General features: G+C 74.3%; 18 protein-coding genes. 10 read left to right on the top strand and 8 right to left on the bottom strand.

The annotated features are described in order from the left end of the window. Positions 1-50 precede the first annotated feature (50 nt). Positions 51-1,319 carry a thiolase C-terminal domain-containing protein gene (locus ACH4DX_RS22300; protein ID WP_398156381.1) on the top strand — a complete coding sequence of 423 codons (1,269 nt, stop codon included), beginning with the start codon at positions 51-53 and terminating at the stop codon, positions 1,317-1,319. A gap of 66 nt (positions 1,320-1,385) precedes the next feature. Here the strand turns inward: ACH4DX_RS22300 and ACH4DX_RS22295 are convergent, their stop codons facing one another. Together ACH4DX_RS22295 and ACH4DX_RS22290 are read right to left on the bottom strand one after the other, a co-directional pair. Next, positions 1,386-1,916 carry a flavoprotein gene (locus tag ACH4DX_RS22295; protein WP_398156380.1) on the bottom strand — a complete coding sequence of 177 codons (531 nt, stop codon included), beginning with the start codon at positions 1,914-1,916 and terminating at the stop codon, positions 1,386-1,388. Next, positions 1,913-3,148 (bottom strand): helix-turn-helix domain-containing protein, encoded by a 1,236-nt coding sequence (locus ACH4DX_RS22290; protein WP_398156379.1) that lies wholly within the window; start codon positions 3,146-3,148, stop codon positions 1,913-1,915. The genes ACH4DX_RS22295 and ACH4DX_RS22290 overlap by 4 nt, the downstream gene beginning before the upstream one ends. A gap of 134 nt (positions 3,149-3,282) precedes the next feature. Here ACH4DX_RS22290 and ACH4DX_RS22285 point away from each other — a divergent pair, with 134 nt between their 5' ends. Both ACH4DX_RS22285 and ACH4DX_RS22280 read left to right on the top strand, forming a co-directional pair. Next, positions 3,283-3,756, top strand: a complete 474-nt coding sequence (locus tag ACH4DX_RS22285) for a hypothetical protein (RefSeq protein WP_398156378.1) — start codon at positions 3,283-3,285, stop codon at positions 3,754-3,756. After that, entirely contained in the window at positions 3,753-3,980 is a 228-nt protein-coding gene (locus ACH4DX_RS22280; protein WP_398156377.1) for a hypothetical protein, read from the top strand. The genes ACH4DX_RS22285 and ACH4DX_RS22280 overlap by 4 nt, the downstream gene beginning before the upstream one ends. Positions 3,981-4,026: 46 nt before the next feature. Here the strand turns inward: ACH4DX_RS22280 and ACH4DX_RS22275 are convergent, their stop codons facing one another. Then, positions 4,027-4,890: a calcium-binding protein gene (locus tag ACH4DX_RS22275; RefSeq protein WP_398156376.1), complete on the bottom strand. Its 864-nt coding sequence runs from the start codon at positions 4,888-4,890 to the stop codon at positions 4,027-4,029. 209 nt (positions 4,891-5,099) lie between these two features. On the opposite strand from ACH4DX_RS22275, the gene ACH4DX_RS22270 reads away from it, so the two are divergent. Together ACH4DX_RS22270 and ACH4DX_RS22265 are read left to right on the top strand one after the other, a co-directional pair. Continuing rightward, positions 5,100-5,825 carry a pyridoxal 5'-phosphate synthase gene (locus tag ACH4DX_RS22270; protein ID WP_398156375.1) on the top strand — a complete coding sequence of 242 codons (726 nt, stop codon included), beginning with the start codon at positions 5,100-5,102 and terminating at the stop codon, positions 5,823-5,825. Continuing rightward, positions 5,822-6,322 (top strand): GNAT family N-acetyltransferase, encoded by a 501-nt coding sequence (locus ACH4DX_RS22265; protein WP_398121243.1) that lies wholly within the window; start codon positions 5,822-5,824, stop codon positions 6,320-6,322. Before ACH4DX_RS22270 ends, ACH4DX_RS22265 begins: the two co-directional genes overlap by 4 nt. A gap of 86 nt (positions 6,323-6,408) precedes the next feature. Here ACH4DX_RS22265 and ACH4DX_RS22260 read toward each other — a convergent pair whose 3' ends face one another. Beyond that, a complete protein-coding gene (locus tag ACH4DX_RS22260) occupies positions 6,409-6,870 on the bottom strand; it encodes a Zn-ribbon domain-containing OB-fold protein (RefSeq protein ID WP_398156374.1) in 462 nt (153 codons plus the stop codon). 388 nt (positions 6,871-7,258) lie between these two features. Here ACH4DX_RS22260 and ACH4DX_RS22255 point away from each other — a divergent pair, with 388 nt between their 5' ends. The 4 genes from ACH4DX_RS22255 (at position 7,259) to ACH4DX_RS22240 (ending at position 12,967) form a co-directional block, all read left to right on the top strand. Beyond that, on the top strand, positions 7,259-8,464 hold the full coding sequence (locus ACH4DX_RS22255) for a flavin-containing monooxygenase (protein WP_398156373.1): 1,206 nt from the start codon (positions 7,259-7,261) through the stop codon (positions 8,462-8,464). Between the two features lie 347 nt (positions 8,465-8,811). Then, entirely contained in the window at positions 8,812-11,037 is a 2,226-nt protein-coding gene (locus tag ACH4DX_RS22250) for an acetate--CoA ligase family protein (RefSeq protein WP_398156372.1), read from the top strand. Positions 11,038-11,258: 221 nt separating this feature from the next. Further along, positions 11,259-12,101, top strand: a complete 843-nt coding sequence (locus ACH4DX_RS22245; protein WP_398156371.1) for an enoyl-CoA hydratase/isomerase family protein — start codon at positions 11,259-11,261, stop codon at positions 12,099-12,101. Positions 12,102-12,145: 44 nt separating this feature from the next. Next, positions 12,146-12,967 (top strand): flavin reductase family protein, encoded by an 822-nt coding sequence (locus tag ACH4DX_RS22240; protein ID WP_398156370.1) that lies wholly within the window; start codon positions 12,146-12,148, stop codon positions 12,965-12,967. A gap of 3 nt (positions 12,968-12,970) precedes the next feature. Here the strand turns inward: ACH4DX_RS22240 and ACH4DX_RS22235 are convergent, their stop codons facing one another. Beyond that, on the bottom strand, positions 12,971-14,350 hold the full coding sequence (locus ACH4DX_RS22235; protein WP_398156589.1) for an MFS transporter: 1,380 nt from the start codon (positions 14,348-14,350) through the stop codon (positions 12,971-12,973). 62 nt (positions 14,351-14,412) lie between these two features. Here ACH4DX_RS22235 and ACH4DX_RS22230 point away from each other — a divergent pair, with 62 nt between their 5' ends. Then, positions 14,413-15,414: a GlxA family transcriptional regulator gene (locus ACH4DX_RS22230; RefSeq protein WP_398121233.1), complete on the top strand. Its 1,002-nt coding sequence runs from the start codon at positions 14,413-14,415 to the stop codon at positions 15,412-15,414. A gap of 115 nt (positions 15,415-15,529) precedes the next feature. Here ACH4DX_RS22230 and ACH4DX_RS22225 read toward each other — a convergent pair whose 3' ends face one another. Genes ACH4DX_RS22225 through ACH4DX_RS22215 form a run of 3 tightly spaced genes read right to left on the bottom strand, consistent with a single transcriptional unit; the run spans position 15,530 to position 18,833 of the window. Further along, positions 15,530-16,579: an alcohol dehydrogenase catalytic domain-containing protein gene (locus tag ACH4DX_RS22225; protein ID WP_398156369.1), complete on the bottom strand. Its 1,050-nt coding sequence runs from the start codon at positions 16,577-16,579 to the stop codon at positions 15,530-15,532. Beyond that, positions 16,576-17,892 (bottom strand): acyl-CoA dehydrogenase family protein, encoded by a 1,317-nt coding sequence (locus ACH4DX_RS22220; protein ID WP_398156368.1) that lies wholly within the window; start codon positions 17,890-17,892, stop codon positions 16,576-16,578. Before ACH4DX_RS22220 ends, ACH4DX_RS22225 begins: the two co-directional genes overlap by 4 nt. An 8-nt stretch (positions 17,893-17,900) precedes the next feature. Beyond that, the gene (locus tag ACH4DX_RS22215; protein WP_398156367.1) at positions 17,901-18,833 is read right to left on the bottom strand and encodes an SDR family oxidoreductase; all 933 of its coding nucleotides are present in this window, start codon (positions 18,831-18,833) and stop codon (positions 17,901-17,903) included. Positions 18,834-18,860: the final 27 nt, after the last annotated feature.

The raw sequence follows: 18,860 nt of genomic DNA, 5'->3' as shown, positions 1-18,860 counted from the left end.
GCCCCAGGACGCCTATCCGCCCCCACCGGAACTGATATACCGTCAGATTCATGACGACGGAGCCGCGCCCCGACCCATCGCAGCCTCGCGGACCCGGGCCCGAGCCCTTCGGGGCGAGGGCCGCGTCCGCCCGCTCCCCGGTCCGCCGCGGGGACCGGCGTCGAAAGGTCGCCGCCGTCGGGGTGGCGCTGTCGGACTGCGGGCGGGTGGAGGAGGCGACGGCGTACGCGCTGCACGCGCAGGCGGCCCGGCGCGCGCTCGCGGACTCCGGGCTCGGCCGGGAGGTGATCGACGGCGTGGCCTCGACGGGGCTCGGGGTGCTCGCGCCCGCGGAGGTCGCGGAGTATCTGGGCCTCAGCCCGCGCTGGGTGGACTCGACGTCCGTGGGCGGTGCGACCTGGGAGGTGATGGCGGCGCACGCGGCGGACGCGATCGCGGCGGGGCACGCGAACGCGGTCCTGCTCGTCTACGGCTCCACGGCCCGCGCGGACCTCAGGGCGGGCAGGCGCACGGCGAACCTGTCGTTCGGGGCGGGCGGGCCGATGCAGTTCGAGGTGCCGTACGGGCACACCCTGATCGCCAAGTACGCGATGGCGGCGCGGCGCCACATGCACGAGTACGGCACGACGCTCGAACAGCTCGCGCAGGTCGCCGTGCAGGCGCGGGCGAACGCGTCGGGGAACCCCGAGGCGATGTACCGCGACCCGGTCACGGTGGACGACGTCCTGACGGGCCCGATGATCGCGGACCCCTTCACCAGGGGGCACTGCTGCCTGCGGTCCGACGGGGGCTGCGCGGTGCTGCTCGCCGCCGAGGAGTACGTGGCGGACTGCGCGTCCGCGCCGGTGTGGGTGCTCGGGTCCGGCGAGCACGTCTCGCACACGACGATGTCCGAGTGGCGGGACTTCACGGTCTCCCCCGCGGCGGTCAGCGGCCGCCTAGCCTTCGAGCGCGCCGGCCTCGGCCCGGCGGACGTCGACATCGCCGAGATCTACGACGCGTTCACGTACATGACGCTGGTGACCCTGGAGGACCTCGGCTTCTGCGGGAAGGGCGAGGGGGGTGCGTTCGTGACCGGTGGCCGCCTGCGCCTGGACGGCGAGCTGCCCACGAACACCGACGGCGGCGGCCTCTCGGCACAGCATCCCGGGATGCGGGGCCTGTTCCTCCTCGTGGAGGCGGTACGGCAGTTGCGGGGTCTGGCCGGGGGGCCCGGGCGGCAGGTGCGGGGGCCCGGGGGGCGGCTGCCGGAGGTGGCGGTGGTGTCGGGGACCGGGGGGTGGTTCTGCTCTTCCGGGACTTTGGTGTTGGGGCGGTAGGGGTGGGCGGCTTTCGTCCGAGGCGGCCGGTGTCTTGGGCCTGGATGACCAGCCACGTACGGCGCCTCAGGTGCTGGCGAGCGCGGCCAGGCCCCGGCCCCACGGGAAGGCCTGCGGGTCTCCTTGCTTCGGCGGGTGCGGATCGTATCCGTCGGGGCCGTCGAGGTACCGCACGCCCTGGTCACGCAGGGCGGCGATGCTGCGGGCCACGGCGGGCTGCGCGCCCTGCGCCCGGTTGAAGTACGGCATGGCCGCGACCGGGACCCCCATGTGCACGCCCTCCGAGACAAGTCCGATGGCCAGGGTGTCCGCGATCCCCGCACCCCACTTGTTCAGGCTTGTGCTCGACAAGGGCGCCACCAGCATGGCGTCGGCCTTCGGCAGGGAGTCGCTCTCGCCGGGCAGCTTGTACTGGGAGCGCACCCCGTGTCCGGCCAACGCCTCCAACTCCCCGAGTCGCGTCTCCCACCACCGGGCGGCTGACGGGGTGAGGATCAGGCACGTGTCCCATCCCGCCGCCTGCGCCCGGCGCACGCCTGTGTCGATGAACTGCGTGGGGCCTGCGGCGCAGGCGATCAGGTAGAGGACTCGGCTCATGCCCGGAGTCCACACCGCTCCGCCAGCGCGCGCAACCTGCCACTGGGCACGGGGGTCGCATCGATGATGTCCTGCACGAGGTCGATGCCGCTCTGCCTCCCGTGGACCTCCTCCCCGGCACATCGCTCGGCTTCGAGGATGCTCTCCGCGGCGTCGCCCCTCCGGCGCACCAAGAGCGCGGCGCGCGCCCTCGTGAGGTGGTGCTGTGCGCGCCGTTCCTTGGTCATCGACTCCAGTTCCCTCGGGCCGACCCCCTCGGCGGCGTCGAGCGCCGACCATCCGTCCTCGCAGCGCGTCAGGACGTCGACCCGGTGCAGCTCGACGTTCGTCGGACCGAACATCGTCCAGTCCTCGTTGAGGTCGGCACCTTGGAGGTGGGCGACCTCATGAGCCTCATCCACGTATCCCGTCGCGGCCCTCACCGCGGCCGCGGAGCGCGGCTGTGCGGATGCCGCGACCGCGGCGTTGAGATAGAGCATGCCGAGCGTGGAAAGTCCCAGAGGACCGGACGCGGTCAGGTCTGCGGTGAGCCGTCGTGCCGCGGCCGTGGCGAAGTCGACGGCCGCCTGCGGTCTGCCCTGCTGCACCAGACTCCTGGCAACTCGGCGGGAGGCGGCACCGATCTGAACCGGATCACCGGAACGCTCCGCGGCGGCCAGCGCCCGGTCAGCAGCTACGGCGGCCTGCACCGCGGCGGCCCGCCCGTACTTGTGCAGCACGGAAGCGGTGAGCTGGAACACTCGCGACAGCAGGGCCTGGGCCTCGCACTCACGATGGACGGTCGCGCTCGCCGCAGTCCGTTGCGCGTACAGGACGAGACTCGGCAACTGCCTGCTCAAGGCCGTGTAGTGACAGGCTTGGAACGCCTCGCAACAGTACGCGAGCCGACGCCGCAGCAAGTCGGGCAGGGGCGGGTCCTCGTCGTGCGGGGCGGCCTGTTCCGGAGAGTCGTACCGGTACAAGGCGTCGACGAAGGCGAGGACTTCAGCCGGGGCGCCCGCAACCACGGGCCGTGACGGGGCCCCGTCGGCCAAGAGGTGGTCCAGGGGAACACGCAGCACCTGCGCAGCCCGAGCAAGGACCGACAGCCGGGGATCCGCCTGGCGTTTGCCGCCTTCGAAGTCCTGTACCCAGCGCTTCGACTGCCCCATGAGACGGCCGAAGTCGGCCTGGGTGTAGCCGCGCCGCTCGCGCCAGTACGCGATACGCCGACCAATCCGTCCGGTGTCCACGGCGGCTCCTGAAATCGAGGCACGCACTTTGCGTGCCCGTCTGTGTTGTATCCGGTCCTACGGTGCGTCGAACGCCGATCACAGATTGTCAGAGCGCTCGTGGTCGGGTGGACAGCCGACTGGTGGAGGCAACGATGAACAGCTGCGGTACCGAGAACCGCGAAGTCGCAGACTGGCTGGCGCGAGCACACCCCGTCCCGCGCCAAGCCCACTCGGAGTGGGCCAACCACGGAGTGGCGCTCCTGCCGCTAGGTGAGCGGTTCGACGCGGTACGGGTGCCCGCGCCCCGGATGCACGCGGCGGTCGGCAGCGGTGAGCACGGCGTCGTGGCCGCGGTCCTGGGCCACTGGCTGAACGGACCCGTCGTCCGTGACGTACGGACGGGGAGCGGGCGCTACTACGTGCTCGTCACCCCGGGCTCCCCCTGGGACGTGTCGGAGGACCGCCTCGGGAAGGGTGTCTACCTCGCTGTCCCGCGGGTCGGCCGGAAGGTCTCACCGGTGACGTACTGGGTGGTCCCGCCCGAGCGGAGCGGGCAGCTCTGCGACCCCGCGCATCTTGCCGCCCTGCTGTCGACAGCCGAGACCGAGGAGGTGCTCGAAGCGTGAACGCGTCCGAGAACGAGTGCGAACCCGGGCGGGGCGAGGCCGCCGACGAGCTCTACCGCATCCACACCACCCACCTGTACACCTGCCCGCTCTGCCGCACGGAGGGCGACTGCGTCGAAGGCACCCGGATGCGTCGGGCCGTGCGGGCCGCGCGGTGTGACGTCGGGCAGGGCGGGGCGCCGGACGGGGCACCCCTCGCCCCGGGAGTTCAGGTCGAGGGGTGACCCGCGTTCCGGGCAGGACGCCCGGGACCCCGGTCAGGGGGACCGTTCAGCTCTGGTGGACCTCGTCGCGGCCCGGCCCCCCGGACAGCTTGTCGGTGCCGGTGCCGCCCCGCAGGACGTCGTCGCCGCTGTTGCCCCACAGCGTGTCGTCGCCCGCGTCGCCGTACAGCTTGTCGTTGCCCTTGCCGCCGTTGAGGACGTCGGCGCCGCCCTTGCCGCGCAGGACGTCGTTGCCGGTCTCGCCGTGCAGGGTGTTGTTCTCGCCGGTACCGCTCAGGGAGTCGTTGCCGGGGCCGCCGAAGCAGTCCTGGCTGCACCGCGTGATGGTGTCGTTCCCGGCGTCGCCGAACGGGCCGAAGCCCTTCGGGCCGCCACCGCCGTCGAGGCGGTCGTCACCGTCGCCGCCGTACAGCATCGCGGACACCGACGCCTTGATGACATCGTCGCCCTTGCCGCCGTAGATCCCGGCCCAGGCCCGGCTGGCCGGCGGCAGGGTCGCGGTGTCGTTCTTGTCGCCGAGGTCGATGCGGTACGTGTCGGAGTCGTCCGAGTTCACCGGGATCCCGATCGCGCACCGCACGGCGGTGCGGTCGCCCGCCTCGGGGTACACGCACTCGTCCCACTCCGCCGCTTCGGCGGAGATGGTGATGTCGTACCGGTCGTGGAAGGTGACGACGTAGTAGGAGTCGTTCTCGCCGCGGTGCTCGATCACCTCGTCGACCGTCACCTTGTTCTGCTGGCCGGGCGCCGCCTTGTAGGTGAGTTCGTCGTTTTCCTGGACGACGGAGGCCGAGGCCCGGGCGGCGGCCGGGGCGGTCGGGGTCGCCTGGGCGTGGGACGCCGTTAAGGCGGCCGTGCCGAGGGTCAGGGTGAGGGTGGCGGCGGCTGCTGCGGTCCGGTGTACGCGCATGCGGAAGTAACCCTTCAGGGTGGGTGTGGTTCGTGTGGCGTGCCTGTTGGTGCCGTGGTGCTTGCGGTCGTCCCGTTAGACAGGGAGGCCGCGAGCCGCGTTGCCCCGCGGCTCATGAACAGCGGAGGACGGCGCGGTGACCGGTACGTGACCGGTGTCGCCCCCCGCGAGAGGGACTCGGGAAGGGGCCGTGGGGCGACAATCACCTCATGACGGCATCCGACTCCGCAGCGCCCTCGCCCCCCACGCCCCCCGCACCCCCCACATCCCCCACATCCCCCACAGAGTTTCAGCGGCTCCTGCGCGCCCAGAAGGTGTGGGACGTCGACCTGCCGGACTTCGACCCCGCGGCAGCCCCGCCCGCCCCGGTGGACCTGTTCCAGCGCTGGTTCGCCGACGCGGTGGCGGCGGGCCAGCCCGAGCCGCACACCATGACGCTGGCCACCGCCGGTCCGGACGGTGACCCGGACGCCAGGACGGTGATGCTGCACGACGCCGACGACGAGGGCTGGCACTTCGCCTCGCACGCCACGAGCGCGAAGGGCAGCCAGCTCGCGGCCCGCCCGCGGGCGGCCCTGCACTTCTACTGGCCCGCGCGGGCACGCCAGATCAGGCTGCGCGGCCCCGTACGGACGGCACCGCACAACGAGGCGCTCGCGGACCTGCACGCCCGGTCGACGGGGGCCCTCGCGGCGGCGCTCGTCGGCCGCCAGAGCGAAATTCTCCCCTCGTACGCGGAGTTGACGCGCGCCTCGGACGCGGCCTGGGAGCGGGCCCGCGCGGAACCCGACGCCGACGCGCCGAGCTGGACGCTGTACGTACTGGTGCCGCAGGAGGTGGAATTCTTCCAGGGGGACGCGCGGAGGCGCCACGTCCGGCTGCGTTACCGCGCGACGCCGAACGGCAGCTGGGTGAGGGAGTTGATGTGGCCGTGACGACCCACGAGGAACCGGCGCTGCGCCCGGCGACGCCGGCCGACGCGGCGGACGTCGCCAGGATCTGGCACGAGGGCTGGGCCGACGGGCACCTGGGCAACGTACCCGCGGCGCTGGTCGCGGTGCGCACCCCGCACTCGTTCGGGCTGCGGGCGCCCCAGCGGATCACCGACACCGTCGTGGCCGTGGTGGGCGGCGCGGTCGCGGGCTTCGTGATGGTGGTCGACGACGAGGTGGAGCAGGTGTACGTCGCGGCGCACCACCGGGGCACCCGGGTGTCGAAGGCCCTGCTCGCTGCCGCCGAGCAGCGGGTGGCGGAGAGGGGGCACTCCAGGGCCTGGCTTGCGGTGGTCAACGGCAACACGCGCGCCCGCAGGTTCTACGAACGCAACGGCTGGACCGACGAGGGCCTCTTCGAGTACCTGGCGGCGAGCGACAGCGGCCCCATCCGCGTACCGTGCCACCGCTACGCGAAGCGGGTCTCGACGGCGGGCTGAGGCGACCGGGCCGTCCCCGCTCGGCCGCGCGGACCTCGGGCCGGGGCGCCGGTTCAGCCGCGCGGACCTCGGGCCGGGGCGCCGGTTCAGCCGCCCGTCTCGGCGCGCCGCCGGAACACCGGCACCGCGAAGCCGTCCGCCCTGGCGCGGAAGGCGACCTCCAGGGGCAGGCCCGGGCGCAGGGCCGGGGCGGGTCCGGGGCCCGTGCCGTCGGGCGGCCCGGTGTCGACGAGTTCCGTCATCATGCGCGGGCCCTCGGCGAGGTCGACGACGGCCGCCGTGTAGGGGACGCGGCTCCCGAAGGGCGGCAGGTCGTTCCGGTGGACCACGGACCAGGTGTAGAGGGTGGCACGGCCGCTCGCCCGCTCCCAGGTGACGTCCTCGCTCCAGCAGTACGGGCAGAACTCGCGGGGGTAGTGGTGCGGGCGGCCGCAGGCGGGGGCGTGGCAGCGCCGGATCAGGAGCCGCCCCTCGGCGGCGGCGTCCCAGTAGACCCGGGTGAAGGCATCGACCTCGGGAAGATCGTGACACCGTCCGCCGCGCCCCACTGCGTCAGCCTCCGAAGCCTCAGCACCCGGGCCTGTCGACCCCGAAACCCCAGGACCCGGAACCCCCGGCACGCCCCCCGCCCACCCCGCGGCGGACCGCACACCCGGCTCGGGAGCCCCCTCGTCACCGCCGGGCCGTAACGCGTTCACGTCGCTCGCCGCCTCCCTGCTCGCACCGCCTCCGCGGCCACACCGAACAGCCCGCAAGCCCGCATGCGGGTACGTCGGACCCGCCGCGCGCCCCGTGCCTGACGGTACGTCAGTTCAACGTACGGGACGGCGCGAGCACAAGGCGGCGGGTGCCCGTGAACCCTCGCGTGATCGGATCGCAACCGGTTTCGGACTTGTCCGTCACCCATCAAGTGACGGCGTGGTTACGCTCCAGAACATGGCCGACTCCCCCACCCCCCGCGCCGAGCACCCGGCGACCAGGCGCCCGGCCGACGACCGCCCGGTCTACGTCGTCGGCGGCGGCCCCGGCGGCCTCGCCACCGCGGCCGCCCTGCGCGCCCGCGGCGTACGCGCCGTCGTCCTGGAGAAGTCCGACCGGGTCGGCGCCTCCTGGCGCGCGCACTACGACCGCCTCCGGCTGCACACCACCCGCCGCCTCTCCGGCCTGCCCGGCCTCGCGATGCCGCGCTCCTTCGGGCGCTGGGTCGCGCGCGACGACGTGGTCCGCTATCTGGAGAAGTACGCCGAGTACCACGAGCTGGAGGTCGTCACCGGCGTCGAGGTCACCCGCCTGGAACGGTCCCCCGACGGCGCCGGCTGGCTCCTGCGCGCCACCGGCGGCCGCGAACTCACCGGCAGCGCCGTGGTGATCGCCACCGGGTACAACCACACCCCGCGCCTGCCGGACTGGCCGGGACGCGAGACCTACACCGGCGACCTGGTGCACGCGAGCGCCTACCGCGCCCCCGCCCCGTACGCGGGCAAGGACGTGCTCGTCGTCGGCGTCGGCAACACCGGCGCGGAGATCGCCGTCGACCTCGTCGAGGGCGGCGCCGCCCGGGTGCGGCTCGCGGTGCGCACGGCGCCGCACATCCTGCGCAGGTCCACGGCCGGCTGGCCCGCGCAGCGCTCCGGCATCCTGTGCCGCCGCCTCCCCGCACCCGTGGTCGACCGCCTGGCGCGCGTGATCGCGCGGGTGAGCGTGCCCGACCTGACGGCGCAGGGGCTGCCGCGCCCGCGGACCGGCCTGTACTCCCGGGTCCGCCAGGGCGCCATCCCGGTGCAGGACGTCGGCCTGATCGACGCCGTGCGCGCGGGCCGCGTGCAGCCGGTCGCGGCCGTGGAGTCCTTCGAACAGGACAAGGTCGTCCTCGCGGACGGCAGCCGCGTCGGCCCCGACGCCGTCATCGCCGCCACCGGCTACCACCGCGCCCTGGAACCGCTGCTCGGCCACCTCGGCGTGCTCGACGCCCGCGGCCGCCCCCTGGCGCACGGCCCGCGCACCGCCCCCGGCGCCCCGGACCTGTACTTCACCGGCTTCACCAACCCCATCAGCGGGATGCTGCGCGAACTGGCCAGGGACGCGGGGCGGATCGCGGCGGCGGTGGCGAAGGCGCAGGCGCGCGCGGGGGCCCGTGGGTGAGGGCCCCGCCCGCCCGCGCCCGCGCCCTACCGACCCGTAAGTAACCGGCCAGTTCGCCACCGCGCCCTTGGCAGCGGCCGGTTTCTGCGGTTCCGTGGTGTTACCGGGCGTACGCATCCGCCGCACCCTCCCCGGGCGACGCCTCCGTACCCCCGCACACCCCGTACCCCCGCACTCCCGTAGCCCCGTACCCCCGTACGGGACTCCTCCCACCCCGCACGACGACCTCCCCGCACCGTCGTCGAACACGCACAGCCCATTCCTGACGCGTCGTCAGTTCAGTAACCTGGATCCGTAATCTGACCTAGCGTCAGTTATGTTGCTGTCACACAGGAGCGGGCGGACCGATGCTTGGATCGACATACGGCACCTTCACCTCCGACCCCCGCCGCGCCCGCGCGGTGGCCTGCGGCAACCTTCCCGCCGCCACCGTCCACGGCCGCGCGGCCGCCGCGGGCGACCTGGACGTCGGCGGCAGGCCGTTGTACGCCGACGTACCCGACCTCGACCGGTTCTTCCGCCCCGAGTCCGTCGCCGTCATCGGCGCCTCGGACGCCGAGGGGCGGCCCAACACCGGCATCACGCGCCGGCTGCTCGCCTGGGCCGAGCGGGTCGGGGCCCGGCTGCACCCGGTGCACCCGACCCGCACCACCGTCTTCGGCACGCCCTGCGTCAGGTCGGTCGGGGAACTCGCCGAACCGGTCGACCTCGCCGTCCTCCTGGTCGGCGACCCGCTGCCGGTCGTCGAGGAACTGGGCGAGGCGAAGGTGAAGTTCGCGGTCGCCTTCGCCGCCGGGTTCGCGGAGTCCGGTGCCGCGGGCGCGGCCGCACAGGAGCGACTCGCCGCGGCGGCGGCCCGGGCGGGCCTACGCCTGCTCGGCCCGAACACCAACCTCAACGCCTTCGAGGAGTTCCGTGACGACCTCGAAGGCCCCGCCATCGCGCTGATCACCCAGTCCGGCCACCAGGGCCGCCCGCTCTTCACGCTCCAGGAGCTCGGTGTACGCCTCTCCCACTGGGCCCCGACCGGCAACGAGGCCGACCTCGAGACCGCCGACTTCCTCTCGTACTTCGCCGAGCAGCCGGAGGTCGGCGCCATCGCCGCGTACGTGGAGGGGCTGAAGGACGGCCGCGCCTTCCTGCTCGCCGCGGACCGGGCGGCCCGGCGCGGGGTGCCGGTGGTCGCGGTCAAGGTGGGCCGCACCGAGGCCGGGGCGCGCACCGCCGCGTCGCACACCGGCAAGCTGACGGGGTCCGACGCCGTCGTGGACGCGGCGATGCGGCAGTACGGGGTGATCCGCGTCGACGGCCTCGACGAACTCCAGGACACCGCGGCCCTGTTGGCTCGGGCGCGGCCACCGCGGTCCGACGGGGTCGTCGTGTACTCGATCTCCGGCGGCACCGGCGCCCACTTCGCCGACCTGGCCACCGGGGCGGGCCTGCGCCTGCCGACGCTGTCCGCCGCCAAACAGGCCGAGCTGCACGACTGGATCCCGCGCTACCTGAACGTCGCCAACCCCGTCGACAACGGCGGCCACCCGGTCGGCGACTGGCGCGGCCGGAAGATCATCGACGCGATCCTGGCCGACCCGGACGTCGGCGTCCTCATCTGCCCCATCACGGGTCCCTTCCCGCCGATGAGCGACAGGCTCGCCGAGGACCTGGTGGCGGCGGCCGAGGAAACGGACAAGCTGGTGTGCGTGGTGTGGGGGTCGCCGGTGGGCACCGAGGCCGCGTACCGCGAGACGCTGCTGGGCTCCTCCCGCGTCGCCACCTTCCGTACGTTCGCCAACTGCGTCGGCGCCGTCCGCGCCTATGTCGACCACCACCGCTTCACCGCCTCCTACCGCTCCCCCTTCGACGAGGCGCCGCGCACCGTCTCCCCGTCCTTCCGCAAGGCGCAGGCGCTGCTGCGGCCGGGACAGCAGCTCAGCGAGCACGCGGCGAAGCAGCTCCTTCGGGCGTACGGGATCCGGGTGCCGCGCGAGCAGTTGGTCACCAGTGCGGCGGCGGCCGTGCGGGCGGCCGGGCTCGTGGGCTACCCGGTCGTGATGAAGGCGTCCGGTGCCCGCATCGCCCACAAGACCGAGCTCGGCCTGGTGCAGGTCGGCCTCACCTCCGCGAGCCAGGTCCGCGACGCCTACCGCGACCTCACCGACATCGCCCGCTACGAAGGCGTCGACCTCGACGGTGTCCTGGTTTGCCAGCTGGTCGAGCGGGGCGTCGAGATGGTCGTCGGCGTCGCCCCCGACCCGCTCTTCGGCCCGACGGTCACGGTCGGCCTCGGCGGCGTACTCGTCGAAGTCCTGCGGGACGTCGCGGTGCGGGTGCCCCCGTTCGGCGAGGAGGAGGCCCGCCGGATGATCGCCTCCCTGCGGGGGCGGGCCCTCCTCGACGGGGTACGGGGGGCCGCTCCCGCCGACGTCGACGCCCTCGTGGAGGTCGTCCTGCGCGTCCAGCGCATGGCCATGGAACTCGGGGACTGCCTCGCGGAGCTCGACATCAACCCCCTGGTGGTGCTGCCCCGGGGCCAGGGCGCGGTCGCCCTGGACGCCTTGGCCGTCTGCCACTGAGGGGCTGCTTCCCCCCGCCCGCCCTTTCCCCACCTTCGGCCTGGCGACATCTTCCGGCCCGTCCGGCGTTCGAGGACGAGGCGCGGAGCGCCGACAGGGCTGGGGGCCAGGGGGCGCTGCGCCCCTGGTTCGGGAAGGGGTGCCCGGGCGCGGAGCGCGTTGATGGATGCAGCGGGGCGCCCCGCGAGGGCCCGAACCCCCACCGACCGAAAGGAACCCCCGTGCCGGACCCCACCGCCCCCCTCCTCCACACCCTCGACCCCGGCGGCATCTCCTGGATCACCCTCAACCGCCCGGCCGTCCTGAACGCCCTCACCCCCGCCCAACGCGACGACCTGATCACCCTCCTGGAGGCAGCGACCACCGACCCGGCGGTACGAGCCGTCGTCCTGACCGCCACCGGCAAGGGCTTCTGCACCGGCGCGGACCTGCGCGACACGGGCCCGGGCACAGACACGGGCCCGGGCACCGGCACCGGCACCCCACCCCCCGCCGACCGCCGGGCGGGCGACATCGCCCGCACCCTCAAGCAGGGCGCCCAGCGCCTGATCACCGCGGTCCTCGACTGCGAGAAACCGGTCGTCGCGGCGGTGAACGGCACGGCGGCGGGCCTCGGCGCCCACCTGGCGCTGGCCTGCGATCTGGTCCTCGCGGCGGAGTCGGCCCGCTTCATCGAGGTGTTCGTCCGCAGGGGCCTGGTCCCGGACGCCGGGGGCGCCTACCTGCTCCCCCGCCTGGTCGGCCCCCAGCGCGCCAAGGAGCTGATGTTCTTCGGCGACGCGCTCGACGCCACGGAGGCGGCCCGCCTCGGACTGGTCAACCGCGTCGTCCCGGACGCCGACCTGGAGCGGACGACCCGCGCCTGGGCGAACCGCCTGGCCGCGGCCCCCACCCGCGCCCTCGCCCTCACCAAGCAACTCGTGAACGCCTCCCTGGAGTCGGACCGCACCACGGCCCTCGCCGCGGAGGCCGCCGCCCAGGAGATCAACATGGCGACGGCGGACGCGCGCGAGGGAGTGCGGGCGTTCGTCGAGCGAAGGCAGCCCGCCTTCCGGGGCGGCTGAGCCGGACCCTTCCGATCTGACGATCCGTCAGGTTCAATGGGCGCATGATGGGACACGCGGGCATGGCGGCCACCGTCGTCAGGTACCTCCGGTCGGTGGGGGCGCCGACCTCCGCCGGGCGGACGGTCGACGCGCTGCCGCGCCCGCACCTGCGGGCCGTCCGCGAGGACGAGCGCGCGCCGGTCGGAGCGGCCGAGCTCCGCCGCGTCCTCGGCCACTTCGCGACCGGCGTGACGGTGGTGACGGCGCCCGCACCGGGACCCGCGGCGGCGGCCCCGGCTCCGGCTCCGGCTCCGGCGAGGAACCCGGCCGCCGCGACGGCCCCGGCTCCGGCAGGGAACCCGGCCTCGGCGGGGAACCCGGCTCCGGCAGGGAACCCGGCTCCGGTGGGGAACCCGGCCCCCGCCGCGGCCCCGGCTCCGGCCCCGGCTCCTGCCGGGAACCCGGCACCCGGGGGTCCCGGCCCCGCGGGCTTCGCCTGCCAGTCCTTCGCCTCGCTGTCCCTCGATCCGCCCCTGGTCTCCTTCATGGTCGCAAGGACCTCCACCACCTGGCCGCGCATCGCCCGCGCCGGGGTCTTCTGCGTGAACGTCCTCGGCGCGGACCAGGGCCCGCTGTGCCGCGCCTTCGCGGTCAGCGGGGCGGACAAGTTCGCGGGGGTGGCCCACGACGCCGCCCCGGTCACCGGGTCCCCGCGGCTCGCGGGGGTCACGGCCTGGATCGACTGCACCGTGCACGCCGTGCACACCGGCGGCGACCACCTCATCGTGGTGGGCCGCGTGGAGGCGCTCGGCGCCGAGCCGGGGGCGGCGCCGCCGCTGCTCTTCCACCGCGGCGCGTTCGGCGACTTCACGCCCCGCGCGTGACGCTCACGCCACCGGCGCGGCCTCCGGCGCATTGCGCCGGATCACGAGGGCCATCAGCGCAGCCGCCGCGCACAGCGCCCCGGACGCGTACCAGACCACGTCGTAGGACCCGAAGACGTCCCGTGCCACACCGCCGAGGAAGGCGACCACGGCCGCGCCGACCTGGTGCGACGCGAGGACCCAGCCGAAGACGATGGCGCTGTCCGCGCCGTAGTGCTCACGGCACAGGGCCAGCGTGGGCGGGACCGTCGCCACCCAGTCGAGGCCGTAGAAGACGATGAAGAAGATCATCGGGATGTGCACGGTCGGCGCCAGGAGCATCGGCAGGAAGAGGAGCGAGACCCCCCGCAGGGCGTAGTAGACCGCGAGGAGGCGGCGCGCCTCGAAGCGGTCCGTCAGCCAGCCGGAGGCGATCGTGCCCACGACGTCGAAGACGCCGATGACGGCGAGCAGCGAGGCCGCGGCCGTGATCTGCATGCCGTGGTCGTGCGCGGAGGGCACGAAGTGGGTGCGGATCAGACCGTTCGTGGAGGCTCCGCAGATCGCGAAGGAGCCCGCGAGCAGCCAGAAGGGGCCGGTGCGCGCCGCGTCGAGCAGCACGCGTACGGTGCGGCGCGCGGCGCCCCGCGTCGGTTCCGGCTTCGGTACGAACTCACCTCCGTACGGGGCGAGTCCCACGTCCGCCGGGTGGTCGCGCAGGAGCAGCCACACGAACGGGACGACCACGAGCGCCGCGAGCGCCACCGTCACCGAAGCGGGCCGCCAGCCGTGCTCGTCCACGATCCACGCGCACAGCGGCAGGAACACCAGCTGCCCGGAGGCGCCGGCCGCCGTCAGGATGCCGGTGACCAGGCCGCGGCGCTCCACGAACCAGCGGTTGGTGACCGTCGCCGAGAAGGCGAGCGCCATCGAGCCGGTGCCGAGGCCGACGAGCAGGCCCCAGTAGAGCATCAGCTGCCAGCTCGCCGTCATCCATACGCTGAGCAGCGCGCCGGACGCCACCAGGCCGAGGGCGACCACGACGACCTTGCGGATGCCGAAGCGGTCCATGAGGGCCGCGGCGAACGGCGCGGTCAGACCGTACAGCGCCATGTCGATGGAGACGGCGAGGCCGATCTCGCCGCGGGACCAGCCGAACTCGTCGTGCAGCGGGTCGATGAGCAGGCCCGGCAGCGAGTTGAAGGCGGCGCCGCCGATGATCGTCACGAAGGCGACCGCGGCGACGAACCAGGCGCGGTGGACGCGGGGCGGGCGCCGCTTGCCGGGGGCCGGGGCCCGGGGCGACGAGTCCTGCGGCCCGGTAGCCGCGTCCCGCGCCCGCGGTGCTGGTGTCTGCGGTGCCCGTGGTGCCGACGGGTTCGTTGTCTCGCTCACGTCGGACAGCATCCGGGACGCGATCACCCTCGACGAGTGGCCCGAGGGACAGCGTTCGCTAGGATCGGGCCATGGAGCACAGGGAGCGGCGCGCGCCGCACCGGGTCGTCGTCCTGGCCCTGGACGGCGTCATCCCCTTCGAACTCGGCATCCCGCAGCGGATCTTCGGGCGTGCCAGGAACGCCGCGGGCGAGGCGCTGTACTCCGTCGTGACCTGCTCGGTCCGCCCGCCGGGCCCGGTCCGCACGGACGCCGACTTCGCGATCCTCGCCGAGCACGGCCCCGAGGCGGTCGCCGCCGCGGACACCCTCGTCGTGCCCGCCTCCTACGAACTGGGGCCCGTGTACGAGGAGGGCAGGCTCACCGGCGAACTCGCCGCCGCCCTCGCCCACCTGCGGCCCGGCACCCGCCTGGTGTCCATCTGCACCGGCGGCTACGTCCTCGCGGCGGCCGGATTTCTGGACGGCCGCCCCGCGACCACGCACTGGGCGTCGGCGGAGCACTTCCAGCGGCTCTTCCCCGCGGTGGACGTGGACGCGGACGTGCTGTTCATCGACGACGGCGACGTGCTCACGTCGGCGGGGGTCGCGGCCGGGCTCGACCTGTGTCTGCACCTGGTGCGCAGGGACCACGGCACCGCGGTCGCCAACGACGTCGCCCGCCGCACCGTGGTGCCGCCGCACCGCGACGGCGGCCAGGCCCAGTACGTGCGCCGCCCCGTGCCCGAGCCGCAGGTCGCGACGACGACCATGGCGCGGGCGTGGGCGCTCGGGCGGTTGCACGAGCCGATCCAGCTGCGGGACATGGCCGAGCAGGAGGCGATGTCCGTACGGACCTTCACCCGCAGGTTCCGTGAGGAGGCCGGGGTCAGCCCCGGGCAGTGGCTCACGCGGCAGCGCGTGGAGCGGGCCCGGCACCTCCTGGAGTCCAGCGACCTGTCGGTCGACCAGGTCGCGCGGGACGCGGGCTTCGGTACGGCCCAGTCGATGCGGCAGCACTTGCAGGCGGCCCTCGGGGTGACGCCGACCGCCTACCGGCGGACGTTCCGGGCCACGCGCCCCGCACGGCGCTGAGCCCGGGCTGATCCCGTGCGGGCCACCGCCCTTGCCGCCTGCCGCGCTGCGCGCTCGTCCTCGAACGCCGGGACGGGTTGCGAACCCCGCACGCCCCCCGCACGCGCCGGGCACCTCAGAACACCAGCACCGCCCGCGCGACCTTCCCCCCCTCCGCGTCCGCCCGTGCCAGCGCGAACTCCTCCACCGGATACGTCCGCGTCACCAACTCGTCCAGGAGCAGGCGCCCCGCCAGATACAGGTCGGCGTACAGCGCGAAGTCCCGTTGCGGGCGGGACGAGCCGTAGCGGCAGCCGAGGATCGACTTGTCGAGGAAGAGGGAGGAGACGAGGAAGGACGCCTCGGCCTTCGCGGGCGGTACGCCGAGGAGGATCGCCTGGCCGTGCGGGCCGAGCACGTCGACGGCCCGCCGGATCAGCTCCACGCGGCCCACGCACTCGAAGGCGTGGTCCGCGCCGGTGGGCAGGATCTGAGGGACGCCGTCCGTCGACGGAAGGAAGTGGGTGGCGCCGAACTGCCGGGCCGCCGCCTCCTTGGCGGGGTCGTTGTCGACGGCCACGACCGTCGTGGCCCCCGCGACGCGGGCGCCCTGGAGCACGTTCAGGCCGACGCCGCCCGTGCCGATGACGACGACGGAGTCCCCGTACGCGACCCGCGCGCGGTTGAGGACGGCGCCGACGCCGGTGGCCACGCCGCAGCCGATGAGCGCCGCCGACGTCAGCGGGATCCGGTCGGGGATCCGCACGGCCTGCACGGCCTCGACGACGGTGCGTTCGGCGAACGCGGAGCTCGCGGCGAACTGGTGGAGCGGGGCACCGGCGCGCGTGAAGGGCTGTCGCGGCCTGCCGATGGCCTCGCGGCACATGGTGGGGCGGCCCCGGCCGCACTCGGCGCACGCCCCGCAGCTCGCGATGGTGGACAGGGCCACGTGGTCGCCGGGCGCGACGTGTGTGACGCCCGCGCCGACGGCGTCGACGACGCCCGCGCCCTCGTGGCCGAGCACCACGGGCCGCGGGAAGGGAATGGTCCCGTCGAGCACCGACAGGTCGCTGTGGCAGAGCCCGGCCGCCGCGACGGCCACCAGGACCTCGCCGGGCCCCGGCCCCCGCACCTGGAGGTCGTCGACCACCTCGGCCCGCTCCCCGTCGAACACCACGCCTCTCATGGCGCACCCCTCACCGGCCCCTTGGCCTCTCTCGGCAGACCGAGCACCCGCTCGGCGATGATGTTCCGCTGGATCTCGTCGGAGCCGCCGTACACGGTGTCGGCGCGGGAGAAGAGGAACAGGCGCTGCGACGCGTCCAGTTCGTACGGGGACTGCGCACACCAGTCCGCCGGGCCGATGGCGGCCGCCGCGCCGCGCACGGCCATCGCCAGCTCGCCGAGGCGCTGGTGCCAGCCGCCCCACAGGAGCTTGGCGACGCTGGGCGCGCCCGCACCGTCGCCGCCACCGTCGCCGCCCCCACCGGCGGCCCCCAGCGTGCGCAGCGCGTTCCAGCGCATGACGCGCAGCTCCGCCCACTGCCGCACCAGGCGGTCGCGCAGTACCGGATCTGCGGCGCTCCCGGTGCGCAGCGCCTCGCGCACGATCCCGTCCAGCTCCTGCGCGAAGCCGATCTGCTGGGCCAGCGTGGACACCCCGCGCTCGAAGCCGAGCAGCCCTATGGCGACCCGCCAGCCGTTGCCCGCGCCGCCCACCACGTGGTCGCCGCGCGCACGGGCGCCGTCGAAGAAGACCTCGTTGAACTCGCTGGTGCCGGTGAGCTGCCGGATCGGGCGGACCTCCACACGGCCCGGCTGGTCCATGGGCACCAGGAGGAGGGAGAGCCCGTGGTGCCGGTGGGAGCCGGGCTCCGTGCGGGCGAGGACGAAGCACCAGTCCGCCTCGTGCGCGAGGGACGTCCAGATCTTCTGGCCGGTCACGCGGTACGTCCCGGCACCGTCCCGCACGGCCGCGGTGCGCACGCCCGCCAGGTCGGATCCCGCGCCCGGTTCGCTGTAGCCCTGGCACCACAGGGTCTCGCCGCGCGCGACGGGCGGCAGGAACGCGTCCTGCTGCTCCCGGGTGCCGTACGCGAGGAGGGTGGGCGCCAGCAGGTTCTCGCCCACGTGCCCGCTGCGGCCGGGCGCCCGCACGCGCGCGTACTCCTCGGCCCACACGACTTGCTGCGTCAGCGTGGCCCGCCGCACCCCGTACGCGCCCCGCCCCGCCCGGGTGTTCCCGGTGCCGCAGGGACGGCCCCCGGCGCCCGGGGCGTCCTCCCCGTCCCGAGCGTCCCCGGCGCCCCACCCGATCCCGATCCACCCGCCCCGCCCCAGCTCCCGCTCCCAGGCCCGCCGCACGCTCCCGCGCTCGTGCTCGCTCCCGGGACCGCCCTGCCCCGCGGCCCGCGCGAACTCCCCGACCAGGTGCTCCTGGAGCCAGGCCCGCGCCTCCCGCCGGAAGGCCTCGTCCGCGTCGCCGAACGCGAAGTCCATGGCGCGGCCTAGCCGTGGGGCCCGGGCAGCGGTGTCGCGTCGGGGCGCTTCGCCGCGGCGGCCCGCGCCATCTCCTCCAGTCTGTCCAGCATCGGCATCGGATCGATGCCGACGGTGCCGGGCAGGAAGTCGGCGATCCGCTGCGGTGTCCAGCCGCCCTCCGCGTACCCGGCGCGCAGCTCGCGCGGCTGCGCCCAGACGGCGATCTTGGGTCCCGCCACGGTGTACACCTGACCGGTGATCTTCTCCTGCCGGGCGCGGTCGCTCAGGAGGTACACGACGAGGGCGGCCACGTCCTCGGGTTCGCCGATCTCCGTGAGTTCCATGGGGACGTTCGCCGACATCCGCGTACGGGCGACGGGGGCGACGGCGTTGGCGGTGACCCCGTAATTGTGCAGGCCGAGCGCGGCGCTGCGGACCAGGGAGATGACGCCGCCCTTGGCGGCGCTGTAGTTGGCCTGGGAGACGGAGCCCTGGTGGTTGCCGCTGGTGAAGCCGACGAGGGTGCCGCAGCCCTGCCGCCGCATGACGGCGGACGCGGCCCGGAAGACGGTGAAGGTGCCCTTCAGATGGGTGGCGACGACGGGGTCCCACTCCTGCTCGGACATGTTGAACAGCATCCGTTCGCGCAGGATCCCCGCCACGCACACGACGCCGTCCACGCGCCCGTACTCGGCGAGTGCCACATCGACGATCCGCTGTCCGCCGGCCGTCGTGGAGACGTCGTCGGCGACGGCGACCGCCGTGCCCCCGGCCGCCTCGATCTCCTCGACGACGGCGGCGGCGACCTCGCTGGAGGGCTCGCCGCCGTCGACGGCCACGCCGTAGTCGTTGACGACGACCCGCGCGCCCTCGGCCGCGGCGGCGAGGGCGACCGCCCGGCCGATGCCCCGCCCGGCGCCGGTCACGGCGACCACCTTGCCTGCCAAGAAGTTCCCCACGACGCACACCTTCCCGCAGTTTCTGAC

The sequence above is a fragment of the Streptomyces sp. NPDC017940 genome (genome assembly GCF_044328435.1).
Lineage (GTDB): Bacteria > Actinomycetota > Actinomycetes > Streptomycetales > Streptomycetaceae > Streptomyces.
Note: the sequence above shows the minus strand (reverse complement) of the source record. Positions and strands in the feature narration are given on the sequence as shown.